The sequence below is a fragment of the Sphingobium yanoikuyae genome, assembly GCF_034424525.1.
Lineage (GTDB): Bacteria > Pseudomonadota > Alphaproteobacteria > Sphingomonadales > Sphingomonadaceae > Sphingobium > Sphingobium yanoikuyae.
This window is the reverse complement of record NZ_CP139979.1, coordinates 2,018,256-2,037,299: the sequence shown is the minus strand read 5'-3', so window position 1 is coordinate 2,037,299 and position 19,044 is coordinate 2,018,256. Positions and strand designations below refer to the sequence as shown.

General features: G+C 63.1%; 11 protein-coding genes and 1 pseudogene. 5 read left to right on the top strand and 7 right to left on the bottom strand.

Going from position 1 to position 19,044, the window contains the following annotated elements:
• Positions 1-5: 5 nt before the first annotated feature.
• The 3 genes from U0025_RS09370 to kdgD are packed head-to-tail and all read right to left on the bottom strand — an operon-like array spanning position 6 to position 3,958.
• Complete coding sequence (locus U0025_RS09370; protein WP_004207090.1) at positions 6-1,382, bottom strand: MFS transporter; 1,377 nt, start codon at positions 1,380-1,382, stop codon at positions 6-8.
• 46 nt (positions 1,383-1,428) lie between these two features.
• Positions 1,429-2,991, bottom strand: a complete 1,563-nt coding sequence (locus U0025_RS09365; RefSeq protein WP_037491592.1) for an aldehyde dehydrogenase (NADP(+)) — start codon at positions 2,989-2,991, stop codon at positions 1,429-1,431.
• A gap of 22 nt (positions 2,992-3,013) precedes the next feature.
• Positions 3,014-3,958, bottom strand: coding sequence for a 5-dehydro-4-deoxyglucarate dehydratase (gene kdgD, locus U0025_RS09360; protein ID WP_004207087.1), 945 nt, complete (start codon positions 3,956-3,958; stop codon positions 3,014-3,016).
• Between the two features lie 135 nt (positions 3,959-4,093).
• On the opposite strand from kdgD, the gene U0025_RS09355 reads away from it, so the two are divergent.
• Positions 4,094-5,050 (top strand): LysR family transcriptional regulator, encoded by a 957-nt coding sequence (locus tag U0025_RS09355; protein WP_254792294.1) that lies wholly within the window; start codon positions 4,094-4,096, stop codon positions 5,048-5,050.
• Between the two features lie 245 nt (positions 5,051-5,295).
• Here the strand turns inward: U0025_RS09355 and U0025_RS09350 are convergent.
• Positions 5,296-6,375, bottom strand: a pseudogene (locus U0025_RS09350) (IS30 family transposase).
• A gap of 108 nt (positions 6,376-6,483) precedes the next feature.
• Here U0025_RS09350 and U0025_RS09345 point away from each other — a divergent pair.
• The gene (locus U0025_RS09345) at positions 6,484-7,185 is read left to right on the top strand and encodes a TetR/AcrR family transcriptional regulator (RefSeq protein ID WP_004207084.1); all 702 of its coding nucleotides are present in this window, start codon (positions 6,484-6,486) and stop codon (positions 7,183-7,185) included.
• 60 nt (positions 7,186-7,245) lie between these two features.
• Here U0025_RS09345 and U0025_RS09340 read toward each other — a convergent pair whose 3' ends face one another.
• Together U0025_RS09340 and U0025_RS09335 are read right to left on the bottom strand one after the other, a co-directional pair.
• Positions 7,246-9,516 carry an arylsulfatase gene (locus U0025_RS09340; RefSeq protein ID WP_037490109.1) on the bottom strand — a complete coding sequence of 757 codons (2,271 nt, stop codon included), beginning with the start codon at positions 9,514-9,516 and terminating at the stop codon, positions 7,246-7,248.
• A gap of 172 nt (positions 9,517-9,688) precedes the next feature.
• Positions 9,689-12,550, bottom strand: coding sequence for a TonB-dependent receptor plug domain-containing protein (locus U0025_RS09335; RefSeq protein ID WP_051156867.1), 2,862 nt, complete (start codon positions 12,548-12,550; stop codon positions 9,689-9,691).
• Between the two features lie 549 nt (positions 12,551-13,099).
• On the opposite strand from U0025_RS09335, the gene U0025_RS09330 reads away from it, so the two are divergent.
• From U0025_RS09330 to U0025_RS09320, 3 genes are read left to right on the top strand one after another with little or no spacing between them, the layout of a single operon-like run.
• Positions 13,100-14,719, top strand: a complete 1,620-nt coding sequence (locus U0025_RS09330) for a glycoside hydrolase family 43 protein (protein WP_004207081.1) — start codon at positions 13,100-13,102, stop codon at positions 14,717-14,719.
• Positions 14,720-14,740: 21 nt separating this feature from the next.
• Complete coding sequence (locus U0025_RS09325) at positions 14,741-16,309, top strand: MGH1-like glycoside hydrolase domain-containing protein (RefSeq protein ID WP_004207080.1); 1,569 nt, start codon at positions 14,741-14,743, stop codon at positions 16,307-16,309.
• Positions 16,306-17,427, top strand: a complete 1,122-nt coding sequence (locus U0025_RS09320; RefSeq protein WP_004207079.1) for an endo-1,4-beta-xylanase — start codon at positions 16,306-16,308, stop codon at positions 17,425-17,427. The genes U0025_RS09325 and U0025_RS09320 overlap by 4 nt, the downstream gene beginning before the upstream one ends.
• On the opposite strand, the gene U0025_RS09315 is transcribed toward U0025_RS09320, so the two are convergent.
• A complete protein-coding gene (locus tag U0025_RS09315; RefSeq protein ID WP_004207078.1) occupies positions 17,424-19,013 on the bottom strand; it encodes a rhamnogalacturonidase in 1,590 nt (529 codons plus the stop codon). The genes U0025_RS09320 and U0025_RS09315 overlap by 4 nt on opposite strands.
• Positions 19,014-19,044: the final 31 nt, after the last annotated feature.

Here is a 19,044-nt window from a genome sequence, read left to right as displayed (position 1 = left end):
ATCTCTCAGGCGTGCTTTGCAGAGGGAAGGGAAGCGTCGCTCGCCTTCTGTTCCGGCAGGGTTACGGTGAAGCGCTTGATCGGTCCGACGATGAACAGATAGCTCACGATCGCCATGATCGAATGCGCGGCGACGAAAACAAGGGCCAGGTCAAAAGACCCGGTGGCGTCGAGAATATAACCGATGACGATCGGCGTGGTGATGCCGGCGATATTGCCGAACATGTTGAAGATGCCTGCGGCCAGCCCCGTGACGGCCCGCGGCGCTGCGTCCGACATGATCGCCCAGCCCAGTGCGCCGACGCCCTTGCCGAAGAAGGACAGGGCCATGAGACCGATGACGAGGGTCAGGTTGTCGGTGAAGTTGCACAGGACGATCGACGTGGCGCAGGCCATGCCCAGAACAACCGGCAGCTTGCGTGCAAAGGTCACGCTCTTGCCGCTGGCGATGAGCCGGTCGGACAGCACGCCGCCGATCACGCCGCCGACAACGCCGGCAATGGCGGGGATGGCTGCACCGAAACCGGCCGCTGTGTAGGAGAGGCCACGCCCCTGCACAAGATAGACCGGGAACCAGGTCGAGAAGAAGAAGGTCAGCGCCGTGATGCAATATTGGCCGATATAGATGCCCATGAGCATGCGGTTGGTCAGCAACTGGCCGACGATGTTCCAGCTGAAAGGCTGTTTGGGCGCCGTGGCGGCGGCATCGAGCTGAACCTGCGCACCATTGGCTTCGATAAAGTCGAACTCCGTCCTGGTAATGCGCGGATGGCGTGCCGGCGCATGGACGACGGTTGCAAAGATCAGCGCGCCTACGAAACCCACGCTGCCCATCACGAAGAAGACATAGTGCCAGCTATAGGTGTCGACGATCCAGCCCATTAGTGGTGCGAAGAAGATCAGGGCTGCATATTGGGCTGTGTTGAAGATCGCGCTTGCCGTGCCGCGCTCGCGGTCGGGGAACCAGGCGGCAACAAGGCGGGCGTTGGCGGGGAAAGAGGGAGCCTCGGCCGCACCAAGGGCAAGGCGCAGGATGAAGAGCGCGATCACGGCGGAGCCGGGGGCGAGATAGGAAGCGAAACCAGAAGCGAAGGTGCAGGTCGACCAGCCCAGGATCGCGAATATATACATTTTGCGAGATCCGAAGCGATCGAGCAGCGCGCCGCCGGGGATTTGTGCGACCACATAGCTCCAGGCAAAGGCGGAGAAGATATAGCCCAGCTCCGTCGAGGTGATGCCCAGCTCACCCTTCAGGGCCGGACCCGCAATCGACATGGCCGATCGATCCGCGAAGTTGATTGTCGTCAGCAGAAACAGCATGGCGACGATCCAGTAGCGGACATGGCTGTTGCCAGGCCGTGTGGGACGTGAACTCTTTTCCATTTGCCTCTCCATTATGCCTCTATGCGCCCGTCCTTGTCGCGGGCGTTCAGTCCCGGCCCATCATTCCGTCCGACATCCGCCACAGTCCGAGCGGATTGTCGGCGCGCAGCGCTTCTGGAAGCAGGGATTGCGGCATGTCTTGATAACAGACCGGACGCAGGAAACGCCGGATCGCCAGCGTGCCGACCGATGTGGTTCGACTGTCGGACGTCGCCGGGAAGGGGCCGCCATGCACCATCGCATGGCTCACTTCGACACCGGTGCCGAAACCATTGACGAGGATGCGTCCTGCCTTTTCCTCCATCACCGGCAGCAGGGTTGCGACCGCATCATGATCGCTTTCCTCCATGTGGATGGAAATGGTCAGTTGGCCTTCAATATCCACAAGCAGGTCGCGCAACTGATCGACATCGCGAACGCGCGTCATGAGCGAGGTCGCGCCGAAAATCTCGTGCAGCAGCCCAGGCTCTGAGCCGATGCTGTCGGCCTTGACCTCGAACAGCCCGGTCCTTGCCTGGTTGGGGCCGGTCGGCTGCGCCCCGCGAACCAGCGTCGTCACATCCTCATGCCCTGCCAGAGCCTCCACGCCCCTGTCATAGGCGGCGTGGATCGACGGGGTCAGCATGGTCTGTGCGGCCCCACCATCGATAGCTGCGCAGGCGCCCTTCACGAAATTCGCGACATCAGGCGTATCGATTGCGATGACAAAGCCCGGATTGGTGCAGAACTGGCCAGCGCCCAGTTGCAGCGCGCCCGCAAAGCTCTTGCCGATTTCCTCGCCCCGCGCAGCGAGCGCTCCGGGGAAAAGCAGGACGGGATTGATGCTCGACATTTCGGCATAGACGGGGATCGGCTCTTTCCGCGCGGCCGCGATCTGCATCAGGGCGACACCGCCGCCGCGCGATCCGGTAAATCCCACGGCCTTGATCCGTGGATCGGCGACCAGGGCGGCGCCGACATCCCCGCCAGTGCCGAACAGCATCGAGAAAACGCCTTCAGGCAGGCCGGATGCCTCGATGGCAGTGCGAATGGCCGAGGCGACCAGCGCCGAGGTGCCCGGATGGGCCGAATGGGCCTTGACCACTACCGGGCAGCCGGCCGCCAGGGCGGATGCCGTGTCACCGCCGGCGCCGGAAAAGGCGAGCGGGAAGTTGGAGACGCCAAACACGGCCACCGGGCCGATGGCAATGTTGCGCAGGCGCAGGTCCGGCCGCGCCATCGGCAGGCGATCGGGCTGTGCCGGGTCGATGCGGACATCGAGGAAATCACCGGCGCGCACTACCTGGGCGAAAAGGCGCAACTGGCCACAGGTCCGGCCGCGTTCGCCTTCAAGCCGTGCTCGGGGCAGGCCGCTTTCGGCCATAACCCGTTCGATCAGCGCATCGCCGAGCGCCAAGATCTCATCGGCAATCGACTCTAGGAAGCGCGCCCGCACTTCCAGCGACGTCTCACGATAAGTGGGGAACGCCTCTGCCGCGAGGGCGCAGGCACGCGCGACATCGGACGGGGTGGCCCCGGCAAAGCCGGGGTCCATGTTCTCGCCGGTCGCCGGGTTGACGGCGTGGATCATCGGACCGGTGCCATGGAAGGCGCCGGCGCCGATGATCATCTCACCGGTCGGATGTCTCGCTTCAAGCAGCACGGCGCGCCTCGACGAAGGGGGCGTTGGCCTTTGCGATCAGGGCATCCAGTTCGGCCTGTTCGGCTTCGTTGAGATCGACCAGCGGCAGTCGCACCGGGCCGGCCGGCCGACCGACGGACTTCAATCCCGCCTTGACGATCGAGACGGCATAGCCGCGCTGCTTGTCGCGGATATTGAGATAGGGGAAGACGAATTCATTGAGCATGCGGACGGCCGTCGCATTGTCCTTCGCGCGGACCGCCTTGTAGAAGGCCACCGCCCATTCCGGCATGAAATTGTAGATGGCCGAGGAATAGGTCGTCACACCCATTTCCAGATAGGGCATAGCGAAGGTTTCGGCCGTAGGCAGGCCGCCGACATAAGTGAGCCGATCGCCGAGCTTGGCATAGACCTTCATCATCAGTTCCAGATCGCCGACGCCATCCTTGAAACCGACAAGATTGGGGCAACGGTCCGCAACCCGTGCCAGGGCATCCTCGCGGATGATCGCATTGGCGCGGTTATAATGGATGACGCCGATCGAAACCGACTTGCAGACCGCCTCGATATGGGCAGCCACGCCTTCCTGCGGCGTCTCGGTGAGATAGGGGGGCAGAAGCAGGATGCCGTCGGCGCCCGCCCGTTCGGCAGCCTGGGCCAACTCGATGGCCGTCTGCGTGCCATAGCCGGCGCCAGCGATCACGGGCACCTTGCCGGCCGTTTCTTCCACGGACGCACGCACGACCTGATCGACCTCGGATGGCGTCAGCGAGAAGAATTCACCGGTGCCGCCAGCGGCGAACAGGGCGGCGACCTCATGGTCGAGCATCCAGGCGCAATGATCGCGGAAAGCCTTTTCGTCGACCCGGTTCTCGGCATCGAAATGGGTTACCGGGAAAGTCAGCAGGCCAGCGCCGATCGTCCGGGCCATTTCTTGCGGGGTCATTTTGCTCATCGGGAAATCCTTCTTCATTCGGTCGAGGTCTGGTCGGTCCCGGCAGTCGAAGAAGACGGATGTCGCATGATCCTCGTCCCGTTCGGCTGCCGACTTGCGTGTCTGGCTTGGGACATGGGCTAGCGCCTGGCATCGATGTTGGCTAAGCTAAAAATTGTTGTCAGCGATACAGGTTTTGAATTGATGTTTGAGATGAGCCAGCTTCGGTGCTTCGTCGCGGTCGCCGAACATCTGCATTTTGGCCAGGCCGCGCAGCATCTGAACATGACCCAGCCACCGCTCAGCCGGCAGATCCAATTGCTGGAGCGCGAGGTGGGGGTACCGCTGCTCGAACGAAACAGCAGAGCGGTCAGGTTGACCCCGGCCGGACGTGTTTTCCTGCCCGAAGCGCAGCGTATTCTTCGTCTCAGCGAGAGTGCGATGCGATGGACGCAACGGGTCTGGCGCGGCGAAGCCGGCACGTTGCGGATTGGTTTCACCGCAGCTTCGGGCTATGGGATGCTACCCGACCTCATGCTGAAATTGAAGGCGCTCATGCCTGACGTGGACATCGTTCTGCGAGAAATGGTGTCGGCTGCGCAGATCGAAGCGCTGAACAGCGGCATTCTCGACATCGGCTTCATTCGCCCGCCAGTCGACACACGCCGCTTTGCCTTTCGGGAATATCTGTCCGAACCGTTGATCGCGGCACTGCCTGCAGGACACCGCCTCCTGGAGAAATCAGACATTGCGCTGGCCGACCTCGATGAGCAGCCTTTCATCATGTATTCGCCCGACGCCGCGCGCTATTTCCACGACATACTGACGGCTCTTTTCGATCAGGCCCAGATTGCGCCGCGCATCGCGCATCAGGTTGGCCAGATGCATTCGATGCTGGCCCTTGTCGATGCGGGCTTCGGCATGGCTCTGGTTCCGGAGGTGGCGGCACGCCTGCGTTTTCCGAACGTTGTCTTCCGGCCGATGCCTTCGATTACAGAGTGGCCAGCCAAGCTGAACTTGATCTGGCGACCCGATAATGAAAACCCCGCGCTTGCATGCTTTGTCGAAAGCATAGATGGAATTCGGCTAGACGCTAAGCCACCGATTTTTTGATGGAAATTTGTATTTCCTTATTTTCTGATGTGGAAAAATAGCAGGAATGATCTGCCCGCCCGCATTGCAGGAGGTCTTATTCTTTAAAATTTGCTCGAAAACCTGTTGTCCTCATGCGTCCAGCATGGAAAAGCAGGCAGGCTGCACTTGAGAATCGAAGTTCTGTGGTTGAGCCTCCCGAATGGGTCGCTAGTGGAAAATACTTCTGCCTTTCATTCAGAAAGCGTCTGGTTTCTAGGATGGGATCAACGGGTGGCGGTAACACATGCTTGGAAACGCTCTGCGGGCGTTTGATATTCGAGCGTTTTCCTTGGCCGTTCGTTGAGTTGCCGTGCAACGGCACTCAGCTTGGCCTGGCTGTATAGCGACAGATCGGTTCCTCTGGGGAAATATTGTCGCAGCAGGCGGTTGGTGTTTTCGTTGGAGCCGCGCTGCCAAGGCGATTGCGGGTCGCGGAAATAGACTTCGACATCGGTAGCCAGTGAGAGGCGCGGATGATCGGCCAGTTATTTGCCGCGGTCCCAGGTGAGCGACTTGTAGAGTTCGCGCGGCAGCCGCTGCGTCTGCCTGATCAGCGCCGACACGACGCCCTCGTATCCTTGTTGGCGACCTTGACCAGCATCACATAGCGCGAATGCCGTTCGACCAGCGTGGCGATGTAGTGTTCTTCGTGCCTCCGATCAGGTCGCCTTCCCAGTGGCCGGGAATGGCGCGGTCCTCGACCTGCGGATGGTGCGCCGGGCGCGCAGATGCTCCAGCAGTTCCTTCTTCAGATCCCCGCGTGCCTGTATGTACAGGCTTCTGTAGATGGCCTCGTGCGACACCTGCCTGTGCGGCTCCTTGGGAAAGCTGCGCCTGAGCCACCCCCCAATCTGTTCCGGTGACCATTTGCGGCGCAGCTTGGCCGTTACTGCCTGTGCCAGCGAAGGCGAGCAAGCCAGCTTGCGGGGCTTGGGCAGCAGGGCACGATCCCATGCCGCCTGATCGGACGCCGTCGCCCGATACCGTGCAACATCGCCATTACGCCTGACTTTGCGACTGATCGTCGAGGGCGAGCGACCCAGTCGCCGTGCTATCGCACGCAAGGGTTCACTGACGCTCAGGCGCCGCGATATCTCGTCCCGCTCGGCAAGGCTCAGCGCACGACTGCCACGCTTGCGATCGGCGGGCCGGATGCCGCCGGTCGGCGAAATCACCGAAAATGCCGACGATGACTCTCGATCAAAGCTTCGCCCGATCGAACTCATCGCTTCCCCGCGCTGCCAGCGATCCCATATCTCCGCTCGCTGGCTGACCGTGTAATAGATCCGACGACGCTGCTTCATCGCGACACTCCATCTTCCTCAAAAGATTAAAGTGTTGCCGCCACCCGTTGATCCCACCAGCTTCATCCATCAATAATTTGCTCAGAAAATTGCCGGGAGATGATTGCCTTGCCAGAGTTGAGCGCCGCCAGGAAGCGGGTGCGCCATGCAGAGCCGCCGATGGTGCGGCTTATCCGCGCTGCCGAAACATTGTTCGCGGCGCGCGGCATCGATGCCGTGTCGATGCGCGAGATTGCCACGGCCGCCCGCTGTGGTGACACCAATGCCGTCACCTATTATTTCGGATCGAAGGACGGGCTGCTCGCCGCCGTCTTCGGCGCTCGCGTGGAGCAGATGGATCCGGTGCGCGGCCGGATGCTGGAACAGGCGGAAGCGAGCGGTCATCTGGGCGATCCGATGGCATTGCTGGGCATATTGCTGTTGCCGCAGCTCGACCTGAAGGACGAATCAGGCGCCCATCCCTATGCCCATTTCCTGCTGCATTTCGCGACCCAATATTGGTCGCTGACCTCCAGCCTGTTCGCAGCAGTCGAAGACAGGGCGCAGAACCTTTTCCGGGTGATCGGCCATCTGCGCGCGCTGATGGAGGGGGTGCATCCCGACGTCGCGCGCAACCGCATCCTGCTATGCAACATGATGCTGCAGAGCCTGCTGGTCCGCTGGGACCATATGCCGTCCGAGGATCGCACCGTGCCGCTGGAGGCGCATGTCCGCGACGTGATGATGAGCGCGCGCGCCAGCCTGCTGGCCCCGCCGGGCGAAGCCGAACTGCCGGTGTCGGTGGAGGCCTGGCTGGCGCGCTATTGCTAGAGCATTTTGAAGTCAGCTGGCACAGCGGACGGCTCGCAAAATGCGAAAAGCAAAGGTACCCTAGGGCAGGCTGATATCCACTCGCTCGATCGTCCCGGTGAAGTGGCCGCTGGCCACATCATAGGCAGGATCGACCGGGCTGATACTGTCCTGGCCGACCTCGAAATCCTCGGTGTGCGACACGACGAGCGCGAAGGCGCGGTCGATCCGGCCGCGCGCGACCTCTTTGCCATCCACCAGCAGCGTGGCGGTGGCGCCACTGGTCGGTGCTTCCTGGTCCATGACGAAGCGCAGGCCGATATCGTGCCGCCCCGCAGTCAGGGGCGCGGTGCCGGCAATCCGGCTCATATGGGCCGGGGTCAGATTATAGGTGAAGCTGGGTCGCCCCTTGTCCAGGAACAGGCTGTAGCCGCCGAAGCGGCCACCATGCACGGCGATAACACCCTGGCCGCCATCGGCCGGCACGCTCACCTGCGCGCGGATGGTGAAGGAATGGCCGACCAGGCCCGGCGCTGCGCTCTCTGGAATAGGACCGATCGGGCCATGATAGGTGAAGTGGGCGCGCCCGGCATTATGGTCGGGCCGGCCCTTCTGCCCGCCTTCGCTGCCATGGATCGGCAGGATGCCGGCGGTCGCCGCTTCGGCCCAGAACAGATCCTTGAGCGCGGCAAGTTTTTGCGGATTGGCTGCGGCCAGGTCATGCGCTTCGCTGAAGTCCGAACGGGTATCATATAGCTGCCAGACGCGCTGGTCGATCGGCACGGGCGGCGGCGGCGTGCGTTCCCACGGCGTCACCATCGGCGCGGTCGCGGCCACCCAGCCATCCTTGTAGACGCTCAGATTCTGCGCCATCGCGAACACCTGGGTCGTGCGGTGCGAGGGCGCGTCCTTTGCAGTGAAGCTATAGCCCATGCTGATCCCGGTGATCGGCTTCTGCGGAATACCGTCCAATATCTCGGGCGCATTGACCCCGGCGGCCTCCAGCACGGTCGGCATGATGTCGCTGACATGGTGGAACTGGCTGCGCAGCCCGCCCGGATCCTGGATATGGCGCGGCCAGGACATGACCATGCCGTTGCGTGTGCCGCCGAAATGAGAGCCATAGCGCTTGGCCCAGGGGAAGGGAGCGTTGAGCGCCCAGCCCCATCCGCCGGGGATCAGATTATAGGCATGTCGCGTGCCGATATCGTCGATATGGGCCAGGGCATAATCGGGATTTTCCTTCACCCCGCTCAGCGCCGACTGCTCGAACAGCTTGCCGTCGAAACTGCCTTCCGCGCTCGCACCATTGTCACCCTGGATATAGATGACCAGCGTGTTGTCGATCTCGCCATTGTCGCGCAGCCGCTGGATGACGCGGCCGATCTGCGCGTCGGCATAAGCGAGCGACGCGGCATACGCCTCCATATAGCGGGCATAGAGACGCTTCTGGTCGGTGGTCAGGCTGTCCCAGCGCGGCAATGTGTCGGGCCGGGGGGCATCGTCCGTCCCCTGCGGGATCACGCCCAGCCGCTTTTGCCGGGCGACCGTTTCCGCCCGCATCGCGTCCCAGCCGGCATCGAATTTGCCACGAAAGCGCGCCATCCAGTCGGCGGGCGGCTGGTTGGGGGCATGGGCGGTGCCGGTCGCATAATAGAGGAGAAAGGGCTTGTCCGGGGCGGCTGCATGCTGCTCGTCGATCCAGCGGATAGCATGATCGGCCAGGTCATGTTCCAGATGATAGGCGGGATCGGCTGGGGCCTGCACATGCTCGGTATTTTCGACCAGATTGGGTTCGGCCATGCTGCTGTCGGCCCCCAGGAAGCCGTAGAAATATTCGAAGCCCAGGCCCGTGGGCCAGCGATCGAACGGTCCGGCGCGGCTCATTTCCCATTCCGGGGTGACATGCCCCTTGCCGATCATCGCCGTATTATAGCCATTTTCCTTCAGGATCTGGGCCATGGTGCCGGCGCTTTTGGGGATGACGCTGTTATAGCCATCATAGCCGGTCGCCCAGTTGGCGACATAGCCCATGCCCACCGCCTGCGGATCGCGCCCGGTCAGCAGCGAGGCGCGGGTCGGCGAACAGATGGCGGTGGTGTTGAACTGGTTGTAGCGCAGGCCGGCCTGCGCGAGCGCGTCGAAGGTCGGCGTCGGGATCGGGCCGCCAAAGGTGCTGCTGGCGCCAAAGCCGACATCGTCGGTCATGACGATCAGAATATTGGGAGCCCCCTTGGCCGCGCGGACTGGCTGAGGCCAGCTGGGCGGTGAGGATTCCGCCGGCGTGCGGCCATAGATTTTTGCGGCCGAAGCATCGGAGGTCTGGGCGACGGCAGGCGCTGAGAGCGCCATGAGCAGCGCGAGGGAGGATATCGCGCTCAAGACCCCGCTGGACGGGCGACGGACGGGACGGGGCGAAGCATGGGGCAAGGCGACCTCCTTGGACAAAAAAAGAGACGCCGGTTGCATTGGCAGCCGGCGCCCAGGGAGAGAGATACGGCGGCACCAGGCCGCCGTCCGGCTTTCAGAACTTGAAGCGGATGCCACCTGTGAAGGCGCGGCCTACCGTGTCGTAAAGCGCGAAATTGGTGGCGATGTTGACGCCCGGAATGGTGCCGGGGATCAACGGCGGATCCTTGTCGGACAGATTGTTGACGGTGCCGAAGAATTCGACATGACCGTTGGCCACCGGCAAGCGGTAGCTGAGCGTCATGTCGGTATAGCCGACCGCCCCGATCGTCTGGCCAAGGCCGTTTTCCAGGCCGCCGGGGATGCCCAGCTTCACCTTGCCGATCAGCTGCTGGTTGAGGAAGACGCCGACCCGGCCGACCTCATAATTGACGCTGAGCGTGCCACGCCAGCGCGGGCGGCCTTCCGGTGTGCTGCTGATCGTGCTGATCCCGGCATATTCCAGCACCGGCGCGGTCGATGACTGCTGGGTCTGATATGTGTCGAGATAACTGGCATAGAGGCGCAGGCCCAGATTGCCGCCGGCCAGTTCGGTCCGGTAGGACGCGTCGAAATCTATCCCGCTGGTTTCCAGGAAGGCGATATTGGCGGGCGCCACCCGGATCTGGCTGGGGAAGGATGTCGGCGTGTCGCGGGTGACGAGCGCACATTCGGGCGCGGTGCCGCCGCTCTGGCTGCAATTGTTGACGATCTGGGTCAGGCTCAACGTGCCGATCGCATCCTTGATCTTGATCCGGTAATAATCGACCGACAGGCTGAGCCCCGGCAGGAAGGACGGCGTGATGACCGCGCCGAAGGTCAGCGTGTCGGCCTTTTCCGGTTTCAGATCGGGGTTGCCGCCCGTCACCTGCGGCACATTGGCGGTGATGCCGCTGACCGGATCGACCAGCAGGCTGATCGCGCTCTGGTCGCCGGCAAACAGCTCGAACAGATTGGGCGCGCGGATATCGCGCGAGACCGACCCGCGCAGCAGCAGGTCGCGGATTGGCTTCCAGGTGGCGCCCAGCTTCCAGGTCTCGACCGATCCCGACGTACTGTAGTCGGTGTAGCGACCCGCAGCGTTCAGGCTCAGTTCCTGCGCAAAGGGCTGGTCCTTGAGCAGCGGCACCGCCAGTTCGCCGAACACTTCCTTGACGCTCAGGTCGCCCGACGCCTCGCCGACATTGGTCAGCCAATAATGATAAACCGACGAAGGCACGCCGCGCAGGCCGGCGAAATAGGCGCTGCGTTCCGCCGTCGTGTCGAGATCGGCGGGGTTGGCATTGCTGGTCAGGCGCAGGCTCTGGCGGCGATATTCCGCACCCAGCGCGACGTCGACCGGACCGGCGGGCAGGTCGAACAGGGCGCCCTGGATGCTGGCCGACATGGCGTTCTGCCAGATGCGGGCGCGGTAACGCGACGTACCCACGACATAGTCATAGCCAGGCTGACTGGCATAGGCGTCGCCGGTGGCCAGCAGATTGAAGGGCTGGCAATTGGCGTAGCGGGCCGCGATTGTCGGATCGGCGCTCAGGCTGGCCCGGCAGACTATCTGGCCGCTGCCATTGCGCACGGCATCGGTCGCGGCATAGAAATGCTGCCAATCCCAGACGCCTTCCTGTGCGACCGAGAAATTGGAGTCGCCATGGTTGAAGGCGACATTCCATTTCCATTTGTCCGCCAGCGTCCCTTCGAACCCGGCATTGACCATCCAGTAATCGGTGCGTTCCGTCGTGTGGGGCCGGGGTGAATTGGCGCCATAGCGGGCGAGCGTGATCGACTGGCTGGTCGGGGTGAAGGCGGCCTGAAGTTCGGCCGGCAGATAGGGATTGCCGCTGTAGAGCGTGGCGGCCGTCGGCGGCACCAGGCTGTTGGCGAGCGAGGTGTAGGACAGGTCGCTGCGCGAGAAGCTGCCCTGGACATAGCCGGTCACGTCCGGCGTGAAGTCCCAGCTCGCCCGGCCAAAGGCCTGATAGGTGTGCAGCGGGGCGACCGCCTGCGTGTCAGGCGAGATCGCATACCCGTCTCCCCCGACAAAATAGCCCGGCGATCCGGTTGCCGTGCCGTTGCTGAACGGCACCAGCGCGCCATTGGCGTCGAACCGGTAATTGGTGAACGGCCCCGACGTTATCTTGCCATATTCCGATGCGGCGCTCAGCGTCACGCCGGAGGCGATCATATAGGGATTGAGCGAGCCGCCCGGCGAGCAGGCGGTTGGATCGGCCGCAGCATTGGGATTGGTGCAGCCGACCGTGCTGCCGACATAGCTATAGGCGCCACGTCCCAGTTTGCGATCGCTGCGCAGCATGCCGTTATTCTTGAAAGTCTCGGCGCTCAGCAACAGGTGGCCGCGATCGCCGCCGAAGTCGAAACCGCCAGCGATACCGAAGCGATAGCCCTGATTGTCGCCGCGCTGCGACGTCGAGCCCTGGGCAACGCCGGTCAGGCCGGTGAATTTCTTGTCGAGTACGAAATTGACCACGCCCGACACCGCATCGGAACCATAGGCCGCCGACGCGCCGCCCGTTACCACGTCCACCCGCTGGATCAGCAGGTTTGGAATGACATTGACATCGACCGTGCCGAGATAGGTGGTCGGCGCCACCCGCTGGCCATCGAACAGGATCAGCGTGCGCAACGGCCCGACGCCACGCAGGTTCAGCACATTGCCGTGCGCCGCGGTGTTGGCGAAATTCATCGAGCTGCGCGACGGGCTGGACGAGTTCTGGAACTGCGGCAACTTGTTGAGCGCGTCGGGAATGTTGGATGGGGTCGCCTTCACCAGCTCTTCGGTCGATGCGACGGTCACCGGCGTCGGCGCGGTATAGCCGTCGCGCACGATGCGGGTTCCGGTGACGACGATATCCTGGGCTGATGCCTGTCCGCTCTGGGCGTCCGCCGGCGGCGTGGCCTCCTGGGCGGCGGCCGCGCTGGCCATCGTGAACAGGGCGGTACCCGTCAGGAATAATGAAGACGCTCGTCCTCGCATTGCACTTCTCCCCATCCTCTCGGTTTATTTTTATCCGATAGTGCAATTTTGATATTAACGCAGTTGATTGAAGTCAACGTAAATGTGCGTAGATGGTCATATTTTCTAGAGCCACCTGTGAGAGCCACGATGCTGACAGCCGCACAGGCTAAGGGGATGTTGGAGCGATATGATTCGCCACAATCATGGCAGCGGCCTTCGGTCCGCAGGTGCCTTCTAGTCGGCGTGGCCTAATTCCAGGGTGGCTTACGCTGTTGTTGGAAGGCTGACGAAATCGGACGGTCCACTCCTGAGAAGTGGAAATCGAAGTTAGAGCGCTTCGTAAGGGTTGAAATTGACAGCATATCAACATCGAACCAATGGTCGTTGTGAAAATGCACCTAAACAATGGTAGCGCTATCTAAAATTTGTTGCATTACCGCACTCGTCCACGCACAATCAGTCCATCAACGAGCAAAGCGCGCCTTTATAAGGCTTTGCCGATAGGAGGGATATGTGATGCCGCTTCAAAGCGGAATGCTGACAAGCCTGTTGTGTGCTGCCTCTCTGATCTGCGGGTATGGCGCCGCGGCGAAGACGATTTCATCCGCATCTACCTACAGCAACCCCATCCTCTACGCCGATTATTCCGACCCCGACGTCATCCGCGTCGGACAGGATTATTATATGGTGGCGTCGAGCTTTCATTTCTCGCCGGGCATCCCGATCCTCCATTCCCGCGACCTGGTCCACTGGTCGATCCTTGGCCATGTGCTGCCGCGCCTGCCGTTCGCGCCCGAATATGACATGCCCGGCCCCCACAGCCTGACCGACGCGATTTCCAAGCCGATCGGCGGCACCCGCTATGCTGGCGGAGTCTGGGCACCGTCGATCCGCCATCATGCCGGCCTGTTCTACGTCTATTGGGCGACGCCGGACGAGGGCATCTTCATGGCGACCGCCAGCAAGGCGGAAGGCCCCTGGAGCGCGCCGGTCAAAGTGATCGACCAGCCGATGCTGGAAGACCCCTGCCCCTTCTGGGACGATGATGGCCAGGCCTGGCTGGTCCATTCCCGCCATAGCGCCGGCCCGCTGATCCTCCATCGCATGAGCGCGGACGGCAAGAGCGTGCTCGATGCCGGAACGGTGATCGTCGAGGACAAGCAGAAGCTGCCGATCCTCGAAGGCCCCAAATTCTACAAGCGCAACGGCTATTATTATATTCTGGCGCCCTATGGCGGCGTGGAGAAGGGCGCGCAGGTCGCGCTCCGCGCGCGCGACATTCGTGGCCCCTATGAAGCGAAAACCGTGCTGGCCCAAGGCAGCAGCGCCCTGCAAGGGCCGCATCAGGGCGGCTGGATCGAAACGCCGTCGGGCCAGGGCTGGTTCATCCATTTCAACAGCAGCGGCGCCTTTGGCCGCATCACCTATCTGGAGCCGCTCAAATGGGTCGATGACTGGCCGGTGATCGGCGACCTGCGCCCCGGCACCGAGGTCGGCCAGCCGGTCGAGCATCATGCCATGCCGGACACCGGGTCGCCCCCAACGCAGGATCGGCTCCAGGACACGGATGCTTTCGGCAGCGCGAAACTGGGGCCACAATGGGAATGGAACCATAATCCGGACGATGATGCCTGGAGCCTCACCGCACGCCCCGGTTTCCTGCGTCTCCACGCCCTGCCCGCCGACCATCTGGTAACTGCCCGCAACACGCTGACCCAGATATTGCAGGGGCCGAGCAGCCGGATCACGACCCGGATCGAGATCGGCCGGATGACCGACGGCCAGCGGGCGGGGCTTACCCTGTTCGGCGTGAAGCCTAGCTGGATCGGCATCGTCCGGCAGAGTGGCAAGACACACCTGACCCTGGCGTCGGCCGGGGAGGAAACCACCGGCCCTGCCCTCACCGGCTCCTCCGTCGACTTGCGGGCGGACGTCGGCGCAGACCAGACGGTCCGCTACAGTTATAGTCTCGACGGCCGCGCCTTCCTGCCGTTCGGCGATGCTATTGGCCTTGCCCGTTTCTCCTGGTGGAAAGGCTCACGACCGGGCCTGTTCACCTTCACCCGCGACGGCGCGGGTGGATCGATCGACGTGGACTGGGTCCGGGTCGATCATCCCGCGCCGGTCGCGCCTTAAAGCAGCTCTCAGGAGATATAAATGGATCGACGTTCCTTCCTGCTCACCGCCGCGAGCGGCCTTGCCAGCGCTGGCGCAAGTCGAATGGCATATGCCGAAGCGGCTGCCGATGCGCCGCGCTTCAACACCGCCAACCGGCTTTGGCAGGCGGCCTATGACAAGGCGCTGGCGGTATTGGCCGCCAACGTCCAGGTCATGCCCTATGTCAGCAAGCCGGTGCTGATCGAAGGCGCCGTCTATCAGGGCATCTGGCAGGAATGCGGACCGCATGAGGCACTGGTCTATCGCAAGTTCCGGCCGGACGTGGCCCGTAACAGCCATATGACCTTCTTCGAGTTGCAACGGGCGGACGGCCAGTTGCCCGCCAACAACAAGATCGTCGAAACCGGTTTTGGCCAGATCCAGATGGTCGTGCCGATCGCTGCCACCGCCTGGGAACTGGCGCGGGCGACTGGCGACAGCGCGCTGCTGGAGGCCAGCTACCGCGCCTGTTCGGCCTGGGATGGCTGGCTGATGCGCTATCGCAATACGCGCGGCACCGGACTGGTCGAAGGATTTTGCACCTATGACACCGGCCATGACAATAGCCCGCGCTGGGCCGGCATGCCCAACCAGTGCCCGAACAAGGACGCCCGCACCCATCACCCGATCGCCACCCTGCCCCGTCTGTGCCCGGACCTGTCCGCAACCGTCTATGGCGGGCGCAGGGCCTTGGCCGAAATGGCAAAGGCGCTCGGCAAGACGGACGAGTCCGACCGCTGGGCCGCGCAGGCCGAGCATATTCGCGGCCTGATCCTCTCCAAACTCTATGTGCCGGAAGATGCGGCCTTCTACGATCTGGATGCCAAGGGCGATTTCGTGCGCGTGCGCTCCGACATTCTCTCGCGCGTCTGTGGCGAACATGTGCCCGACCAGGCGCTGTTCGACACGCTCTGGACCCGGCAACTGCATAATCCGGCCGCCTTCTGGGCACCCTATCCGCTGACGTCGGTGGCAATGGACGACCCTGCCTTTGTCGGATCGATCCCCGCCAATAGCTGGGGCGGCGCCACCCAGGCGCTGACGGCATTGCGCGCTGGTCGCTGGTTCGACCATTATGGCCGCACCGCCGAGTTCAGCCAGATGATGAATCCCTGGTGCGCAGCGCTGATCCGCGACATGACCTTCCGTCAGCAGATGGACCCGCGCACCGGCGCCTTCACCCATGCCGAGGCCGCCGGCTACTCCCCCGCCGCGCTGGTGATGATCGATTATAGCTGGCGGCTTGTCGGCGTCTGCGAGGAAGCCGACGATCTGCACTGGAATGTCCGTCCCGGCCATGAGGCCGCGCAGGCCACCCATCTGTCGATGCCGACCGATGCGGGCCGCAGCGCCACCATGGTCTATCGCGCCGGGGGCGCAGACCTCAGCCTTGCAGGGGCACCCATCGGCCGGATCGAGGGCGGGGACGCGCGCCTCGTCACCGACAAGCAGGGCAAACCACGCCATCTGATCGGCATCGAGCCGCAGGCCCAGACGGTTCGCCTGCGCCTGACGGGACAGCCCGTCCGCCAACTGACCCTGCACGCCAATGAACGGGTGACGCTGTGAACCGGGTGATTGATCGCCGCAGCCTGATCGCGGGCGCCGCCGCCCTGGCCCTGCCGCTTCCTGCATCAGCACGATCGGCAACCTCCCTCGCTACGCTGGGCGCCGCCAAGGGCATCCGCTTCGGCAGCACGGTCGGGAAGGATAATTTCGCCGACCCCGGCTATCGCGCGCTCAATGCCGCGCAATGCGCGCTGGTCGTACCGGAAAATGAAATGAAATGGTCGATCACGCGTCCCGATGCGCAGCATTTCGACTTTCGCGCCGCCGACCGGATCGTCGAGTGGGCGGGTGCCAACGGCCTTGGCGTGCGCGGCCACACATTGTTGTGGCACAGCGAGCGATGGATGCCGCAATGGGTGGCGGAGCATGATTATGGGCCCAATCCCAGAGCAGAAGCGGAACGGCTGCTGACCGACCATGTCGCCACGGTCGCCGGCCGCTATGCCGACCGGATCGACAGTTTTGATGTCGTCAACGAAGCGATCGATTCCGAAACCGGGGCGCTGCGCGACACCGCTTTGTCCCGGCATATCGGCGCGTTCGAGACCATCGATATCGCCTTTCGCACCGCGCGCGCGGCAGCACCCAAGGCCCAACTGGTCTATAATGACTATATGGGCTGGCGCGCCGACGAGGGGCTGCACCGGGATGCGGTGCTGCGCCTGCTGGAACAGATGCGCAAGCGTGGCACGCCCGTCGATGCCCTCGGCATACAGAGCCATCTCGGCAGCAAGTTCAGCGACACGCCGACGGGCCTGGGATCGTTGGATGAGCCCGCCTTCCGTCGCTTCCTGGATCAGGTCACCGGCATGGGCCTTGACCTGCTGGTCACGGAAATGGACGTGCATGATAATCCGCTGCCCGGCGCCATCGGTCCGCGCGACGCGCAGGTCGCCGCCCATGCCAAGGCCTATCTCGACCTGATGCTATCCTATCCCCAGACGAAGACAGTGATGTGCTGGGGCCTGTCCGACCGCTATAGCTGGCTCAGCGGCATGCGGCTGCGGCCCGATGGCATGGCCAAGCGGCCCTGCCCCTTCGATGCCGACTTCCGTCCCAAGCCCTTCCGCGATGCGATCGCGGCGGCTTTCGCCGCCGCACCAGACCGCAGAAGTTAAAAGTCGCCGGATAGCGGGCTGTCGCTCCGGCGGTCCGCAATCCAGCGCGCACCGCTACTGCGGAAGCCGGTGACCCGGTCAAGCGACCAGGTCGTGCCACGCGGCGCCCGCAAACCGACAAAATCCGCATCCTGCACATCCTCCAGCCGGAAGGCCGCGCGCGGATCGGGCGCGGCCACCGCCACCTCGACATTGCTGAAACGGATATTGCGCGCGTGGCGAACGAAGAAACCGGTGGCGGGCAGATCGCCAAACATCGTCGCTTCGGGATAGGCCAGTTCGGCCTCGGGCGGACGCACCTTGGCCATCGCCGCCGGCGCACCACCGACATGCTGGAAATGGCAGTCGGCAATCGAGACATCCTCGATCGGGTGATCGATCAGTCCCGCAATCACCGATGGCAGCATATTGGCGCCCGAACTCACCACATTCTGGATCAGGATGCGCTTCATCGTGCCGATCGGCACGCCCGCAGGCCCGCGCATCCGCTTGCCCAACCGCAGGAACAGCGGCGCGTCTATGATGCCCCGCATGGTGATGTTGCTGACCGTCACATCCTCGACCACCGCACCATCGACCGTCTCGAACGCCAATCCCCGGCTATCCTCGAAGATGCAGTTGCTGATCGTGATGTTGCGGAAACCCCCATTGGATTCGGTGCCGAACTTGATCCGGCCGTGAATCTTGGGCGCGAAGGATGGCGGCATCTTGCGCCAGCTACCATCCAGCACCGACCCGACTTCATAATTGCCAGTGACGAAACAGTCGGAAATGGTGAGATTTTCGGTGATGCGAGGATGGCCCAGCGCATAGCTGCTCTTGGGGCAGATGCCGTCGTCCCAGGGCGAATTGACGGTGCAATTGCTGATCCGCACATTGCGGCAGCAGTCAATGTCGAAGCCGTCGCGGTTGGTGTCCACCAGCACATTGTCGATGGTGAGATTATCGACCCCGGTGGCGAGCAGTGCGAACCAGCCGCCTTCCAATATCTTGATGTCGCGCAACAGGACGTTGCGACAATTTTTGAGCGCGATCGCCTTGTTGCCGGTACCGGGACCGGTCGGATCCTTGAGCCAATTATCCTTGCCGTCACCCCGGCCCAGTCCCTTGCCCCAAATCAGCCCCGGACCGAGGATGGCGATGTCGTTCAGCCCCTCGCCCCAGATCAGGCTGTTGCGCCAATGGCTATGCCCGAAATCCTGATAGGCGCCCCATTCCCCGATCGGCTCGGCATGATCATAGCCTTGCGTGTCGGTCGGCGCGGCGGCCAGCAGGACAGCGCCATCCGCCAGGAACAGCGTGACCCGGCTTTTCATCCGGATCGTATAGCTGGCATAGGAACCGGCCGGGAAATAGACGGTGCCGCCGCCCAGTCCGGCGACATGATCGATCGCCTTGTTGATCGCGCCGCTATCGATCGCCGTGCCGTCGCCCTTGGCGCCGAACTGGCGGACATCGACGATCCCGCCAACCGACCCGGCAGCCGATCCCAGGCCCGCACCGGACGCGGCAAAAGCCGGTTGCGCGATCCCGGCCATGCCTGCCAATGCGCCGCCTTGCAGGAAGCTTCGCCGGTCAAAACCCATCATCCATCCCCTTGTCATCGTGAAGGCGGGA

Excerpts from the sequence above, each read along its gene's own strand:
- U0025_RS09370 (WP_004207090.1), bottom strand. The coding sequence starts at position 1,382 with ATGGAAAAGAGTTCACGTCCCACACGGCCTGGCAACAGCCATGTCCGC.
- U0025_RS09365 (WP_037491592.1), bottom strand. The coding sequence starts at position 2,991 with ATGATCATCGGCGCCGGCGCCTTCCATGGCACCGGTCCGATGATCCAC.
- kdgD (WP_004207087.1), bottom strand. The coding sequence starts at position 3,958 with ATGAGCAAAATGACCCCGCAAGAAATGGCCCGGACGATCGGCGCTGGC.
- U0025_RS09355 (WP_254792294.1), top strand. The coding sequence starts at position 4,094 with ATGTTGGCTAAGCTAAAAATTGTTGTCAGCGATACAGGTTTTGAATTG.
- U0025_RS09340 (WP_037490109.1), bottom strand. The coding sequence starts at position 9,516 with ATGGCGCTCTCAGCGCCTGCCGTCGCCCAGACCTCCGATGCTTCGGCC.
- U0025_RS09335 (WP_051156867.1), bottom strand. The coding sequence starts at position 12,550 with ATGGCCAGCGCGGCCGCCGCCCAGGAGGCCACGCCGCCGGCGGACGCC.
- U0025_RS09330 (WP_004207081.1), top strand. The coding sequence starts at position 13,100 with ATGCCGCTTCAAAGCGGAATGCTGACAAGCCTGTTGTGTGCTGCCTCT.
- U0025_RS09325 (WP_004207080.1), top strand. The coding sequence starts at position 14,741 with ATGGATCGACGTTCCTTCCTGCTCACCGCCGCGAGCGGCCTTGCCAGC.
- U0025_RS09315 (WP_004207078.1), bottom strand. The coding sequence starts at position 19,013 with ATGGGTTTTGACCGGCGAAGCTTCCTGCAAGGCGGCGCATTGGCAGGC.